The sequence below is a fragment of the Pseudomonas veronii genome, from assembly GCF_001439695.1.
GTDB classification, from domain to species: domain Bacteria; phylum Pseudomonadota; class Gammaproteobacteria; order Pseudomonadales; family Pseudomonadaceae; genus Aquipseudomonas; species Aquipseudomonas veronii.
In genome coordinates this window covers 107015-120799 of record NZ_JYLL01000012.1, presented here as the reverse complement: position 1 = coordinate 120799, position 13785 = coordinate 107015, and the positions used below count along the sequence as shown (strand labels likewise).

General features: G+C 61.9%; 13 protein-coding genes. 2 read left to right on the top strand and 11 right to left on the bottom strand.

Features of this window, described 5'->3' with window-relative positions; genetic code table 11:
• Positions 1 to 10: 10 nt before the first annotated feature.
• Positions 11 to 604, bottom strand: coding sequence for a hypothetical protein (locus TU80_RS16720; protein ID WP_057004956.1), 594 nt, complete (start codon positions 602 to 604; stop codon positions 11 to 13).
• A complete protein-coding gene (locus tag TU80_RS16715; protein WP_057004944.1) occupies positions 570 to 1334 on the bottom strand; it encodes an SURF1 family protein in 765 nt (254 codons plus the stop codon). The genes TU80_RS16720 and TU80_RS16715 overlap by 35 nt, the downstream gene beginning before the upstream one ends.
• Before the next feature lie 32 nt (positions 1335 to 1366).
• Here TU80_RS16715 and TU80_RS16710 point away from each other — a divergent pair, with 32 nt between their 5' ends.
• Complete coding sequence (locus tag TU80_RS16710; RefSeq protein ID WP_017849009.1) at positions 1367 to 1570, top strand: twin transmembrane helix small protein; 204 nt, start codon at positions 1367 to 1369, stop codon at positions 1568 to 1570.
• Between the two features lie 6 nt (positions 1571 to 1576).
• Here TU80_RS16710 and TU80_RS16705 read toward each other — a convergent pair whose 3' ends face one another.
• Genes TU80_RS16705 through coxB form a run of 4 tightly spaced genes read right to left on the bottom strand, consistent with a single transcriptional unit; the run spans position 1577 to position 5870 of the window.
• Positions 1577 to 2464, bottom strand: coding sequence for a cytochrome c oxidase subunit 3 (locus TU80_RS16705; RefSeq protein ID WP_017849008.1), 888 nt, complete (start codon positions 2462 to 2464; stop codon positions 1577 to 1579).
• A 35-nt stretch (positions 2465 to 2499) separates the two neighbouring features.
• On the bottom strand, positions 2500 to 3051 hold the full coding sequence (locus TU80_RS16700) for a cytochrome c oxidase assembly protein (RefSeq protein ID WP_026140285.1): 552 nt from the start codon (positions 3049 to 3051) through the stop codon (positions 2500 to 2502).
• A gap of 43 nt (positions 3052 to 3094) precedes the next feature.
• Entirely contained in the window at positions 3095 to 4684 is a 1590-nt protein-coding gene (ctaD, locus tag TU80_RS16695) for a cytochrome c oxidase subunit I (protein WP_017849006.1), read from the bottom strand.
• 58 nt (positions 4685 to 4742) lie between these two features.
• Positions 4743 to 5870: a cytochrome c oxidase subunit II gene (gene coxB, locus TU80_RS16690; protein ID WP_057004943.1), complete on the bottom strand. Its 1128-nt coding sequence runs from the start codon at positions 5868 to 5870 to the stop codon at positions 4743 to 4745.
• Between the two features lie 368 nt (positions 5871 to 6238).
• Between coxB and TU80_RS16685 the strand changes: the two genes are divergently transcribed.
• Positions 6239 to 6886: a hypothetical protein gene (locus TU80_RS16685; RefSeq protein WP_057004942.1), complete on the top strand. Its 648-nt coding sequence runs from the start codon at positions 6239 to 6241 to the stop codon at positions 6884 to 6886.
• Positions 6887 to 6955: 69 nt separating this feature from the next.
• Here TU80_RS16685 and TU80_RS16680 read toward each other — a convergent pair whose 3' ends face one another.
• From TU80_RS16680 to TU80_RS16660, 5 genes are all read right to left on the bottom strand, one after another.
• Positions 6956 to 8503, bottom strand: a complete 1548-nt coding sequence (locus TU80_RS16680; RefSeq protein WP_057004941.1) for a SulP family inorganic anion transporter — start codon at positions 8501 to 8503, stop codon at positions 6956 to 6958.
• Between the two features lie 85 nt (positions 8504 to 8588).
• Positions 8589 to 9320 (bottom strand): carbonic anhydrase, encoded by a 732-nt coding sequence (locus TU80_RS16675; protein WP_017849002.1) that lies wholly within the window; start codon positions 9318 to 9320, stop codon positions 8589 to 8591.
• 227 nt (positions 9321 to 9547) lie between these two features.
• Positions 9548 to 10606, bottom strand: a complete 1059-nt coding sequence (locus TU80_RS16670; protein ID WP_017849001.1) for a PA0069 family radical SAM protein — start codon at positions 10604 to 10606, stop codon at positions 9548 to 9550.
• A gap of 70 nt (positions 10607 to 10676) precedes the next feature.
• Positions 10677 to 11987, bottom strand: a complete 1311-nt coding sequence (locus TU80_RS16665) for a c-type cytochrome (RefSeq protein ID WP_046381545.1) — start codon at positions 11985 to 11987, stop codon at positions 10677 to 10679.
• Between the two features lie 12 nt (positions 11988 to 11999).
• Positions 12000 to 13784, bottom strand: a complete 1785-nt coding sequence (locus TU80_RS16660) for a GMC family oxidoreductase (RefSeq protein WP_057004940.1) — start codon at positions 13782 to 13784, stop codon at positions 12000 to 12002.
• Position 13785: the final 1 nt, after the last annotated feature.

Genomic DNA, 13785 nt, shown 5'->3' with positions numbered 1-13785 from the left:
AACGATGCCCTTATCCGATGTTCGACAGTTTCAACAACTGGCGCAGGTCGTTGAGCAAGTCCTTGCCCTTGACCGTCGTGTCGTAGCGCAGCACCAGGTTGCCGTGGGGATCGACGATCCACAGTTGCGCCTCGCCCGGTGCGGCAGCGGCTTTGCCGAAGGTCGTCAGGTCCAGCGGGTAGCGTTGCAATTGCGGGTATTCGGCCTTGAGCCTGGCCTCGTAATCGGCGCCGACCGGCTGTGCACTGGCCAGGGCATGACTGGCCCGGGACGCATCGCGGCCGAGGCCGATCTGCAGCTGCCGCGCCAGGTACACCAGTTGCCGGCACTCGGCGGCGCAGGCGCTGGGCGCGGTGACGAGCAACTGCCAGCGCTGTTCGTCCGCCTGCACGCCGATATCGGCGCGGGTCTGGCCATTGCCGATCAGTTCGCCGTGGTAACTGCGACTGTCCGGCACCCAGAACTGCAGTTTGTACATAAAGGTGGCGAGCGCCATCGGGCCGATCACCATCAGCAGGATCAGGATCAGTTGCCAGCGGCCTTTGCGCCGGTCGGGCGTCGCTGGCGCATCAGACATGTTGAGTGGATTCATGGCCGCTCCCATGGTGCTTCTCCTTTGCGTTGTGCCATCCGAGGTAGAGGTAAAGGCTGAGCAGCGCCAGCGCCATGGCGAACCATTGCACCGCATAGGCCAGGTGTTTTTCCGGGCCCATGGCAACGATGGGCCAGGTGGTGTCGTAGGTGCCGGGGCCGGCTTCGGCGCGCAGTTCGTAGGCAAAACCGCTGCGCCCCAGTTCGGCCCACAACGTCGCCGGATGCAGCGCGGTGAGCAGGCGCGGCCAGTGCGCGGTCGCCGGGTCGGCGTGCAACTGGAAGGTTTCGCCGGGCGCGACATACACCCAGGCGTCAAGATTCACCGGCTGTTCCGGCGTGCTGAAGACGGGCGGCGCGCGCCGATCCGGCCAGGGCAACCAGCCGCGATTGAGCAGCAGCCACAGGCCGCTGGCCTGGTCGTGAAACGGTTGCAGCAGCTCGACGCCGGCCTTGCCATTACGCATGCGGTTGTCGAGCAACACACTGTGCTCGCCGTCGAATTGACCGCGCAGATGCACGCGACGGAAGGCCGGATCAGCCATGCTGTCGAGTTGGGCACTGCCCACCGGCTCAGCGGTGCGGCGCTCGGCATAGCTGTCCACCATCAGCTGTTTTTCATGGCCGCGCGACAGTTGCCAGAACCCCAGGCCCACCATCAGCGGCAGCAACACGAGCACCACCAACGTCGGCGCGATACCGGGGCGAAAGCGCTGGATGGCACTGGCTATACTGGATTTCATCGCCCCTCCCCTATAAGCCCTGGAGCCAGACCATGCTCAAAGCCGCCATTGCCCTGATGCTGATCGCGACCGTCGCGAGCCTGTTCAGTGGCTTGTTCTTCCTGGTCAAGGACGAGGGCCACTCCAACCGCCTCGTCACCGCCTTGACCGTGCGTGTCGTACTGGCCGTGATCACCGTGGCGTTGATCGCCTGGGGCTTTTTCAGCGGCCAGTTGGTGTCGCATGCGCCTTGGTAGCGCGCCTCACAGCACATACACGAAGAAAAACAGGCCGATCCAGACCACATCCACAAAGTGCCAATACCAACTGGCCGCCTCGAAACCGAACTGGTGCTCGGCATTGAAGTGCCCGCGCAAGATACGCATCAGCATCACGAACAAAATAATCGTGCCGATGGTCACGTGGGCCCCGTGAAAACCGGTGAGCATGAAGAAGGTCGCGCCGTACACGCCGGAGCCCAACGTCAGGCCCAGCTCTTTGTAGGCGTGGATGTATTCCTCGGCCTGGAACCCAAGAAACCCCAGGCCCAGCAGCACCGTGATCGCCAGCCAGAGCTTCAGCGCACCGCGATGGCCTTTGCGCAGCGCATGGTGGGCGATGGTGATGGTCACGCTGGAACTCACCAGCAGGATGGTGTTGACCAACGGCAGGCCCCACGGGCTGATGGTGCCTTCGGGCGCGGGAAACAGCGTGGGATCGGGGTTGTTGAGCAGCGGCCAGACAAACTCGAAATTCGGCCACAGCATATGCGCGATGCCTTTGGAGCCTTCGCCCGCCAACCACGGCGCCGACATATGCCGCACATAAAACAGCGCACCGAAGAACGCGATAAAGAACATCACTTCGGAAAAGATGAACCAGGTCATGCCCCAGCGGAACGAGCGGTCCATCTGCGCGCTGTACAACCCGGCGCGGCTTTCCTTGATCACCGCGCCGAACCAGCCGAACAGCATGTAGGCCAGTAACAGGCCACCGACGAAAAAGATCCACGGCCCGTGGGATTCCGGGCGCGCAGCCTTCAGGTCGTTGAACCACACGCCCAGGCCATACACGGTGATCAGCAGGCCAACCGTAGCAATTATCGGCCATTTGCTTTGCGCTGGTACGTAGTACGTATCATGAGTCGACATGTATTCGCTCTCCTGATTGAGCGGGCAAACAGTAGCTAGCCGCCGCTATGGACAGCCACGGGCGGTTGGCGCGCGGTGATATCAAACAGCGTGTACGCCAGGGTCAAATGCTTCACATCCTTGGGCATGTCGCGATCGACAATGAAGCGCACCGGCATTTCGATGCGCTCACCGGGTTGCAGCACTTGCTGGGTGAAGCAAAAACACTCGGTCTTGTGGAAGTACATCGCCGCTTCAGCCGGGGAAATGCTCGGGATCGCCTGGGCGGTCATCGGCTTGTCGCTGGGGTTGTAGGCCACGAAGAGCATTTCGTTGACCGCGCCGGGGTTGACCACGATCTCATCGGCCTTGGAATGGAACTCCCAGACCATGTCGATGGCATTGGTGGACAGGAACTGCACCCGCACCTGGCGCGACGGATCGACGATCTGCTCGCCCTCATACTGCCCGGCCGTCTTGCCGTTGATGCCGAACGCCTTGCACATCACGTCGTAGATCGGCACCAGGGCAAAGCCGAAGGCGAACATCGCCAGCACCAGGATCAACAGGCGGGTGACCAGGCGCTTGAGTGGCACGGAGTCAGCCATGGCGATCACCCGACAGTGTGGGAGGGGATTTGTGGAAGCCGGTTCATTTGACCTCCGGTGGCGTGGTGAAGGTGTGGTACGGCGCGGGCGAGGGCACGCTCCACTCCAGGCCTTCAGCGCCGTCCCACGGCTTGGCCGGTGCTGGCGGGCCGCCGCGGATGCACTTGATCACGATAAACAGGAAGAAGATCTGCGTGGCACCGAACATGAACGCGCCGATGGACGAGACCATGTTGAAGTCGGCGAACTGCAGGTTGTAGTCCGGCACCCGACGCGGCATGCCGGCCAACCCGACGAAGTGCATCGGGAAGAACGCCATGTTCATGCCCACGAAAGACAGCCAGAAGTGCAGCTTGCCCAGGGTTTCGTCGTACATGTGGCCGGTCCATTTCGGCAGCCAGTAGTAGGCTGAGGCGAAGATGCCGAAGATTGCGCCAGGCACCAGTACGTAATGGAAGTGCGCCACCACGAAGTAGGTGTCGTGGTACTGGAAGTCTGCCGGCGCGATGGCCAGCATCAAGCCGGAGAAACCGCCGATGGTGAACAGGATCACGAACGCCACCGCAAACAGCATCGGCGTCTCGAACGTCAGCGAGCCTTGCCACATGGTGCTGACCCAGTTGAACACCTTCACCCCCGTCGGGACGGCGATCAGCAGGGTGGCGTACATGAAGAACAACTCGCCCACGAGCGGAATGCCGACCACGAACATGTGGTGCGCCCACACGATGAACGACAGGAACGCGATACTCGCCGTGGCGTAGACCATCGAGGTGTAGCCAAACAGCGGTTTGCGCGAAAAGGTCGGGATGATCGAGCTGACGGCGCCGAAGGCCGGCAGGATCATGATGTACACCTCGGGATGGCCGAAGAACCAGAACACATGCTGGAACAACACCGGATCACCACCGCCGGCGGCACTGAAGAAGCTGGTGCCGAAGTGGATGTCCATCAGCATCATCGTCACGCAGCCGGCCAGCACCGGCATCACCGCGATCAGCAGGAAGGCGGTGATCAGCCAGGTCCACACGAACAGCGGCATTTTCATCAGGGTCATGCCCGGTGCGCGCAGGTTGAGAATGGTGGCGACCACGTTGATCGCGCCCATGATCGAACTGATGCCCATCAGGTGGATGGCGAAGATGAAGAACGTCACGCTTTCCGGGGCGTAGGTGGTGGAGAGCGGGGCGTAGAAGGTCCAGCCGAAATTCGGCCCGCCGCCCGGGGTGAACAGGGTCGAGACCAGTAGCAGGAACGCCGCCGGCAGCAACCAGAAGCTGAAGTTGTTCATGCGCGGCAGGGCCATGTCCGGCGCGCCGATCATCAGCGGGATCATCCAGTTGGCCAGGCCGACGAACGCCGGCATCACCGCGCCGAACACCATGATCAAGCCGTGCATGGTGGTCATCTGGTTGAAGAACGCCGGCTCGACGATCTGCAGGCCGGGCTGGAACAGCTCGGCGCGGATCACCATGGCGAACGAGCCGCCGAGCAGGAACATGGTGAAGGCGAACCACAGGTACATCGTGCCGATGTCTTTGTGGTTGGTGGTCAGCACCCAGCGCATCAAACCCTTGGCGGGGCCGTGGGCATGGTCACTGGCGTGGCCATGGTCATCGATCACAGCGCTCATGGCCGTTCTCCTGCAAACGAGTGGGCGGGGCGGTTCAGCGCATTCGCAATGAAGTGAGTCATTTGCTTTCCGCCTGTTTCAGAGCCAGCACGTCTTTGGGCGTGACCATGTCGCCTTTGTTGTTGCCCCAGGCGTTGCGCTCGTAGGTCACCACCGCGGCGATATCCACTTCCGAGAGTTGCTTGCCGAAGGCGGCCATGGCGGTGCCGGGCTTGCCGAAGTAGACGCGGTGCAGGTGGTCTTCCTTGCTTCCGGTGGCGATCGGCGAGCCTTTGAGTGCCGGGAACATCGGCGGCAGGCCCTGGCCTTCGGCCTGGTGACAGGCCACACAGGTGGTGTGGTAGACCTTGTCGCCACGGGCGACCAGTTCGTCCAGCGTCCACTCCTTGGAGGTCAGCTCCTTGAGCTGAGCGGCCTCGGCCTTGCGCTCGCCGAGCCAGGTGTCGTAGTCGGCCTTGGACTTGACCTCGACCACGATGGGCATGAAGCCGTGGTCCTTGCCGCACAGTTCGGCGCACTGGCCCCGGTAGATGCCGGGCTTCTCGATACGGGTCCAGGCCTCGTTGATGAAACCGGGGATGGCATCGCGCTTGACCGCAAAGGCCGGCACCCACCAGGAGTGGATCACGTCCGCGGCGGTCACCAGAAAACGCACCTTGGCGCCCACCGGCAGCACCAGCGGCTGGTCGACTTCCAGCAGGTAATGTTCGCCTTTGGTGGCCTTGTTGTGGATCTGCTCGGCGGGAGTAGCCAGGTTGCTGAAGAACTCCACATCCTGGCCGAGGTATTTGTAATGCCACTTCCACTGATAGCCGGTGATCTGGATATCGATGTCCGATTCCGTGCTGTCGTAGATGTTGATCAGAGTCTTGGTCGCCGGAATGGCCATGGCCACCAGGATTAGCAAGGGCACTACGGTCCAGAGGATTTCCACGGTGGTGCTTTCGTGGAACTTGGCGGCCACCTGGCCCGTAGACCGGCGGTGAAGGATCATCGACCAGAACATCGCGCCAAATACGACAATGCCGATCACTACACAGATCCAGAAAATGGTCATGTGCAGGTCGAACACGGCGTGACTGACTTCTGTCGCCCCTGGCGCCATATTCGTTGTCCAGGCGGCATGCGCCTGACCGAATACTGACCACAACAGGAGGCCCATCCAAACATGTGGATGTCGCGTCATTGCGGGTTCCCCTTATCGTTCTTGTTATCCCGCCGGTGTGCACCTGCGTCGAAGGGAGCGGCTTCCATACTGCTTACAACCGCTTAGCCTCACCTGCTTATGCAGTCTGGCGTCATCAGCTAATCGCGTACAAAACCGAGTATAGACAGCACCTGCCACCCCGCAATGTGCAGGGGCAAATGAGCTGAAACAGACGGACGGGGCCCATAAGACCGGGGGGCGGAATCGTTTATCCGACGAACGATGGCAATTCGATATAACAGCGGCGCATAACCATGAAATAATTATGACAAATGCGTCTTAGACGCTTGTATAAACGAACTACCTTGTCCTTTCCCTTTTCCTACGCCTGCTTCACTGGAGCTTTCATGAACACCGCCGCATTGCGCGAGCAGATTTCCCTTGCCCATCAACACGAAGCCAGCACCGGCCAACTGGCCCAGCAACTCGAGAAACAATTACCGCACCTGCATTCGGCCATTACCCTGGCGGAGGGTGATCGTAACCTCGTCATGACACGCTTTGTCACTGCCTACGTCGACCTCGTCCCAGACCTGCTGGACGCCGCCAACGACGTAGCCCGCGAGGCCGGTATCGAAAGCCAGGTCAAGCCGGTACTGAAGATTGCCGAGCAGTTTTTTCTGCAACCGCCCGCGATTCTGGCGGGCCATATCGGTCTCGACGGCCTGCTGGACGAGGCCTACCTGGCCCATCGCCTGGTCGAAGAGGTCAATGACCTGTATATCAAGCATTTCGGCCAACCGTTGATTCCAGCGGACACCACCGTGGCCAATCTGATTGCCCATCAACTGATCGGTGAAACCTTTGCCAACCAGTTGGACGAAGCCGTACACCATGCGGTAGATGAAATGCTCAGCGAAGACAGCTTTGCGCTGGAATCGGTCGAGGCCTACCGCGAGCAGCTCAAAAGCCTGGCAACGGAAGCAGCGTGGAAGCGCTGGCCGTGCCTGTCGCGCAAGTTGGGCATTGAGTTGGAACTGGATCAGCAGGCCTGAATCTTCGACCTGACGCTAAACACATGCGGGAGGGGGCAAGCCCCCTCCCGCATTTTTGATCCGGTTCCGTCAGTTGGTAAACGGTGCCGAACCGATCCCCGTCGTGGTCCGCACCCGACCTTCCAAGCGACGCTTCAACCCCCGCGCCTCGATCACCAGCTTCGCGCCCTTAGCCGCATTGGCCCGGCCCCACTCCTCCAGCAACTCCAGGCAAGAATGGTCGATGTAACTGAGGTTGTTCAGCGGTACATGCAGGGTGGTTCCCGCCGGCACCGTCGACAGCACGCGGGTTAATGCCGGCACTTTCAGAAAAGTCGCCGCGCCGCTCAAACGCAATTCCATTTCACCGTGGCCGGGCAAATCGATCAGGCTGATTTTCAGGCGCGAAGCCTTGAACGCCAGTTTCAGCAACGTCAGCCCGAAACCCACCAGCACGCCGGTCAGCAGGTCGGTAAAGACGATCGCCAGCGCCGTGGCCGCGTAGGTAAACATCGGCATCCGCCCGTAGCGGCCCAACGCGCGGAACGCCTTGACGTCCACCAACTTGATCCCGGTGTACACCAGCACGCCCGCCAGGCTCGCCACCGGAATGCTTTGCAGCACGCTCGACAGCAACAGCACGAACCCCAGCAGCCACACGCCATGGAACATCGCCGACAAGCGCGTGGTGGCGCCGGCCTGCACGTTGGCCGAGCTGCGCACGATCACACCCGTCATCGGCAAGGCGCCGACCAGGCCGCAGAGCATGTTGCCCACGCCTTGCGCGGACAATTCCTTATCGAAGTCAGAACGCTGGCCACTGTGCATGCGGTCGACTGCGGCGGCCGAAAGCAGGGTTTCGGCACTGGCGATAAACGCCACGGCGAACGCGGCGATCAACAATTGGGGATCGGCCAGGTTCAGCAAGTCGCTGGGACGCAGCCAATCGATGGCGTCGGCGAGGTTTTCCGGCACCTCCACGCGCTTGACCTGCAACGCCAGTACCAAGCTGGCCAGCGTTGCCAGGCCCACACCCAACAAGGCGCCCGGCACAAACCGCAGCGGTTGCGGGCGGAACTTATCCCACAGGTACATCACCAACATGGTCGACAGCCCCAGCAAACCGGCCTGCCAGCCAAGGCCGCCGCCCAGGGTAGGCACCGCCGCTGCCAACGCGGCCGGGAAGCCCGCCAGGTTATCCAGCCCTGATGGCTGGGGCGCACCGTCGAGCATCACATGGACCTGCGACAGCACAATCAGCACGCCGATCCCCGCCAGCATGCCGTAGACCACCGCCGGCGCCGTGACACGGAACCAGCAGCCCAGGCGCAAACGCCCGGCCAACAGCTGCAGCAAGCCGGCCAGCAGCAGGATCGGCCCGAGCATCGGCATGCCGTGCTGGCGCACCAGTTCGAACACCAACACCGCCAACCCCGCCGCCGGCCCGCTGACTTGCAACGGCGACCCCGCCATCCAGCCCACCACCAGGCCCCCGATGATCCCGGTGATCAGGCCCTTGGCCGGCGGCATGCCGGAAGCGATCGCGATCCCCATGCACAAGGGCAGGGCGACCAGAAACACTACCACGGAGGCCAGCAGCTCCCGAGGCAACACAGCTTTTAATTGAGCAGCACGCATGATGACTCTCCCGAGGCATTCGCCGGGCGCGGCAAAGCCTGGCTGCATCCATGGCAGCCACCGCTTTACCCGGCAGGGAAGTGTGTTAGAAGCGCGCTTTAGGCGTCGCGGAGGGGATTGGTTCGGTGCCGTTCAGCGGTCGAAACGCCGCCTTTTCCGCATCGTAGGCGCGGATTTCACTGGTCTCGATGTTGTAGATCCAGCCATGGATAAACAAATGACCATTGGCCATGCGCGAGGCCACGGACGGGTGGGTGCGCAAATGCTGCAACTGGGCGATGACGTTTTCTTCGGTCAGCATCTTCATGCTCTCGCCTTCATTGGCGCAGTCGCAGTTGTCGTGAACCATGGTCTTGGCGACTTCGGCGTGCCGCAGCCAGGCCTTGACCGTCGGCATCTTCTCCAGGCTCGCGGGGTTGAGCACCGCGCGCATCGCGCCGCAGTCGGAGTGCCCGCACACGATGATGTGCTGCACGCCCAGGGCAAGGACCGCGTATTCGATGGCCGTGGAAACGCCGCCGTTCATCTGCCCGTAGGGGGGCACCACGTTGCCGACGTTACGGGTCACGAACAGGTCGCCGGGCGAGCTCTGGGTAATCAGCTCGGGCACGATGCGCGAGTCGGCGCAGGTGATGAACATCGCCCGAGGGTTCTGGGCCGTGGCGAGTTTCTTGAAGAGTTCTTCTTGCTGAGGGAAGACGTCGTGATGGAAATGCAAAAAGCCGTCAACGATGTGCTTTAGCGCTGCATCGGCGGACTCCGCCACTTGAGCGGCTGAAGCCGACGCAGCCAACGGCTGTTTATCCTTGTCACTCATGATTCATCCTCTTGATTAATGCAGGGGAGGGTTCAGGTCAATTCGACGCCGGGCCGATGGAATAGTTTTAGAACGCCGCAAAGCCGGGTGCCAACTCGTCAGTCACTCGCTGAACAAAGTAGCCGTCGAAACTTAACTCAAACTGAATAAACCGCTCTAGATCGCGGGTTTCAGTGATGTCAAAACGCGACCACCTCTACGATCACAGTGCGTATTTGCCCGATAGTCTACAACAACGCCATCTGCCTGCCCGGTGGGCAGAACGCCGTGCAATCCAGATTGAAGCCTTCCCGACGGTCGAGCCCAAGGCGCTTGATTGCCTTGCTGAAGCGCTGCGCCAGCAGGTCGGCAAACGGCCCCTCTCCGCGCATACGCACGCCGAAGCGACTGTCATACACGCCCCCGCCCCGCACCTGGCGTACCAGGCTCATCACATGGGCCGCGCGCTGCGGGTAATGCGCCGCCAGCCACTCCTCGAACAGCGGCGCCACCTCCAGCGGCAGGCGCAGCATCATATACGCGGCACTTTGTGCACCGGCTGCATGGGCTTCGGTGAGCAGGCTCTCCAGCTCGCTGTCGTTGATCATCGGGATCATCGGCGAACACAGCACCCCCACCGGGATACCGGCCTCGCGCATCACCCGGATCGCCCGCAACCGGGCCTTGGGCGCCGCCGTGCGCGGTTCCAGGATGCGCTTGAGTTCGTCGTCGAGGCTGGTGAGGCTGATCATCACCGCCACCAGCCGCTGGCGCGCCAGTTCGGTGAGCAGGTCGAGATCGCGCAGGATCAGCGAGCCCTTGGTGATGATGGTCACCGGGTGCCGATAGCGCAGCAGCACTTCGAGGGTTTGCCGGGTGATCTTGTACTCGCGCTCGATCGGCTGGTACGGATCGGTGTTGGAACCCAGGTTGATCGGCGCACACACGTAGCCGGGCTTGGACAGCTGCTGTTCGAGCACGTCGGCGGCGTTGGTCTTGGCGATCAGCTTGGTTTCGAAATCCAGCCCCGGCGACAGGTCCCAATAGGCATGGCTGGGCCGCGCATAGCAGTAGATGCAGCCATGCTCACACCCGCGATAGGGATTGATCGAGCGATCGAACGGCAAGTCCGGCGAGTTGTTGCGCGTAATGATGGTCTTGGCCGTTTCGATACGCACTTCGGTGCCCTGGGTCGGCGGCACCTCCTGGTACCAGCCGTCGTCCTCGACCACGCTGACGGTGGGCGCGAAACGATTGTGCAGGTTGGTCGCCGTGCCCCGGCCACGGGGCGGCAGAGGTGCAGACATGAAAACGCCCCTATACTGTTTTTATATACAGTATAGGGGCGCAAGCTGGATGACCAGTGCCGTTTGGCGGTCAGTGCGGTTGCGTGACTTGCCCCAGGTCGTCGCCTGACGTCGTGTGCATGTCGTTCTTGCGCAGGTCGGCCACGTCACTGGCCTTCACCGCAGCACCTTTATTACCCCAGCTACCGCGCACAAAGCTGACGACATCCGCCACTTCCTGGTCCGACAGGCGCCAGGCAAACGCCGGCATGGTGAAGGTGGACGGCGCAGTGTGGGTGGCCGGCAAAGTGCCGCCGTTCAACACGATGTTGATCAGCGACGTGGCATCCGCCGTCTGCACCACCGGGTTGCCCGCCAGCGCCGGGAACACCCGCGTGTAGCCATGACCGTCGGTGCGATGGCAGGCGGCGCAGTTGTCGATATACACCGACGCGCCCGGCCGGCTGTCATCGCCTTTCCACAGCGCTTCGGCCACCTGCTTGTCGTACTGGTGCGGCGGGTTTTGAGGGTCCATCGCCGGCAGGCTCTTGAGGTAGCGGGCGATCGCGGTCAGGTCGTCCTGGGACATGTACTGCATGCTGTGGACGACCACATCGCTCATGCCGCCGAACACCGCGCTGCGATCACTGCGGCCGGTCTTGAGGAATTGCACCAGTTGCTCTTCGCTCCAACTGCCGAGGCCGTCTTTGTGGTCGCCACGCAGGCTTTTCGCGATCCAACCTTCCAGCGGCGCACTGCCGGACAAAAAAGCGCTGCCGTCGGCCGCACTCAAGGCTTTTTCCTGCATGGTCAGCGCCCGCGGCGTATGGCACGCGCCACAGTGGCCGAGGCCCTCGACCAAGTAAGCGCCACGGCTGATCACCGGATCGGCGCCCGCCACTTCCGGGGTATCCGCCACGGGCGGGGCAAACATCCAGCGCCACGCCGCCAACGGCCAACGCATGCTCAAAGGCCAGGGAATGTCACTGGCCCGGTTTTCCTGGGCGACCGGTTCCACGCCCTTCATGAAGTACGCATACAGCGCCTGCATGTCGCTTTCACTGACGCGGGCGTAAGACGGATAGGGCATCGCTGGGTAAAGCGTACTGCCACTCTTGGCGACGCCATGGCGCACGGCCTTGTCGAAGTCCGCGAAGCTGTAGGCGCCCAGGCCGGTCTTGTCCGGGGTGATGTTGGTGGAATAGATCACGCCGATGGGGGTCTCCATCGGCAGGCCGCCGGCGAACGGCTTGCCGCCCTTGGCAGTGTGGCAGGCGACGCAGTCGCCGGCGCGGGCCAGGTATTCGCCTTGCTTGATCAGGTCGGCGTCGGCGGCGCTCACCGAGCAGTTGCCGAGCAACGCCAGGGACGCCGCGAAGGAGGCGATAACACGTGCTTTCATGGTCATCGTTCCTTATGCCTGAACCAGTGGGCCGGGATTTTTCAGGTACTGCTCGCGAATCGCTCGCGCCGACCAGTAGGTCAACGCCGCCACCAGGCCGGTAGGGTTGTAACCTAGACCTTGTGGGAAAGCGGACGCACCGGGGACAAACACGTTGTGTACATCCCAGCACTGCAGGTAGCGGTTCAACGCACTGGTTTTCGGGTCGGTACCCATGATCGCGCCGCCGTTGAGGTGGGTGGTCTGATAGGACGCGGTATTGAAATGCTCACCGACCTTCTTGCCCAGCACGGCAATGGCCTTGGGGTTCATCGCTTCGGCGATCTTGCCCATTTTCTCGACCATGAAGCGGTTCATCTTGATGTCGTTTTCCTGCCAGTCGAAGGTCATGCGCAGCAGCGGCAGGCCGTAGGCATCGTGGTACACCGGGTCCAGATCGAGGTAGTTGCCGCGGTAGGATTGATGCGCGCCGTGGGCATCCATCGACACCTGATGGGTGTAGTAATCAGCGGTGGCACGCTTCCAGGCGCTGCCCCACGCCGGAGTACCGGGTGGGTTGGAGGTGCCGGCGATCGGCCGACTGCCGGCCTGGTTGACCCACATCGGCGAGCCCCCGACGAAGCCATGGGGCCCGTGGTCGAAGTTGTCGGCGTTGAAGTCATCGATGGCCACGCCATTGCCGCCAGCACCGATAAAGTTGTTGGTGTGGGTGTCCTTGTCGAAGAAGGCCTTGATGGTCGCCATGTTCTGGTAGGCGAAGTTCTTGCCTACCACGCCTTCGCCGCTGATCGGGTCGTAGGGCTTGCCGATCCCCGACAGCAGCATCAAGCGCACGTTATGGAACTGGAACGCGCCGAGAATCACCAAATCGGCCGGCTGCTCGCATTCCCGCCCCTGGGCGTCGATATAGGTCACGCCGGTCGCCTTGCTCTTGGTGTTGTCGAGGTTGACCTTGAGTACGTGGGAATTCGGCCGCAGCTCGAAGTTCGGCACCTGGCGCAACGCTGGCAGGATGTTCACGTTCGGCGACGCCTTGGAGTACATGTAGCACACGTAGCCACTGCAAAAACCGCAGAAGTTGCACGGGCCCATCTGCGCGCCGTAGGGGTTGGTGTATGGCCCCGAGGTATTGGCTGATGGCAGGTTGTAGGGTTTGTAACCGACTGCCGTGGCTGCTTTCTGAAACAGCTGCGCCGACACCGTGTTCTTCTGCGCCTCCAATGGGAACGGGTTGGAACGATCCGGCGCATACGGGTTGCCGCCACGGCCTTCGCCGACCAACTGACCGTTGACGGTCCAGGCCTGGCCGGAGGTGCCGAAGACTTTTTCGGCGTAGTCGAAAAACGGCTCCAGCTCTTCATAGCTGACGCCGAAGTCCTGGATAGTCATGTCCTTGGGAATGAAATGTTTGCCGTAGCGCTCTTCGTAGTGGCTGCGCATGCGCAACTCGATAGGGTCGACGCGAAAATGCACACCCGACCAGTGCAGCCCCGCACCGCCGACGCCGTTGCCCGGCAAAAAGGCGCCGAGCTGACGGTTGGGCAGGGCGACGTCATTCACGCTATGGCGAATTGTCACCGTCTCCTTGGAGATGTCCTGGAAGAGTTTTTTACGCACGCTGTAGGTCAATTCGTCGATGACCTGGGGATAGTTGCCGTCCGGGTAAGTGTCCTGCATCGGGCCGCGCTCTAGCGCTACCACGTTGAGGCCCGCTTCCGTCAGTTCCTTGGCCATGATCGCGCCAGTCCAGCCGAAGCCGACGATCACCGCATCCACTTTTTTCATAATGGTCGCCACG

Bases quoted from the DNA above. Each gene is read 5' to 3' on its own strand.
- TU80_RS16665 (WP_046381545.1), bottom strand. From the start codon at position 11,987: ATGAAAGCACGTGTTATCGCCTCCTTCGCGGCGTCCCTGGCGTTGCTC.
- TU80_RS16710 (WP_017849009.1), top strand. From the start codon at position 1,367: ATGCTCAAAGCCGCCATTGCCCTGATGCTGATCGCGACCGTCGCGAGC.
- TU80_RS16675 (WP_017849002.1), bottom strand. From the start codon at position 9,320: ATGAGTGACAAGGATAAACAGCCGTTGGCTGCGTCGGCTTCAGCCGCT.
- ctaD (WP_017849006.1), bottom strand. From the start codon at position 4,684: ATGAGCGCTGTGATCGATGACCATGGCCACGCCAGTGACCATGCCCAC.
- TU80_RS16720 (WP_057004956.1), bottom strand. From the start codon at position 604: ATGGGAGCGGCCATGAATCCACTCAACATGTCTGATGCGCCAGCGACG.
- TU80_RS16700 (WP_026140285.1), bottom strand. From the start codon at position 3,051: ATGGCTGACTCCGTGCCACTCAAGCGCCTGGTCACCCGCCTGTTGATC.
- TU80_RS16680 (WP_057004941.1), bottom strand. From the start codon at position 8,503: ATGCGTGCTGCTCAATTAAAAGCTGTGTTGCCTCGGGAGCTGCTGGCC.
- coxB (WP_057004943.1), bottom strand. From the start codon at position 5,870: ATGACGCGACATCCACATGTTTGGATGGGCCTCCTGTTGTGGTCAGTA.
- TU80_RS16715 (WP_057004944.1), bottom strand. From the start codon at position 1,334: ATGAAATCCAGTATAGCCAGTGCCATCCAGCGCTTTCGCCCCGGTATC.
- TU80_RS16670 (WP_017849001.1), bottom strand. From the start codon at position 10,606: ATGTCTGCACCTCTGCCGCCCCGTGGCCGGGGCACGGCGACCAACCTG.
- TU80_RS16685 (WP_057004942.1), top strand. From the start codon at position 6,239: ATGAACACCGCCGCATTGCGCGAGCAGATTTCCCTTGCCCATCAACAC.
- TU80_RS16705 (WP_017849008.1), bottom strand. From the start codon at position 2,464: ATGTCGACTCATGATACGTACTACGTACCAGCGCAAAGCAAATGGCCG.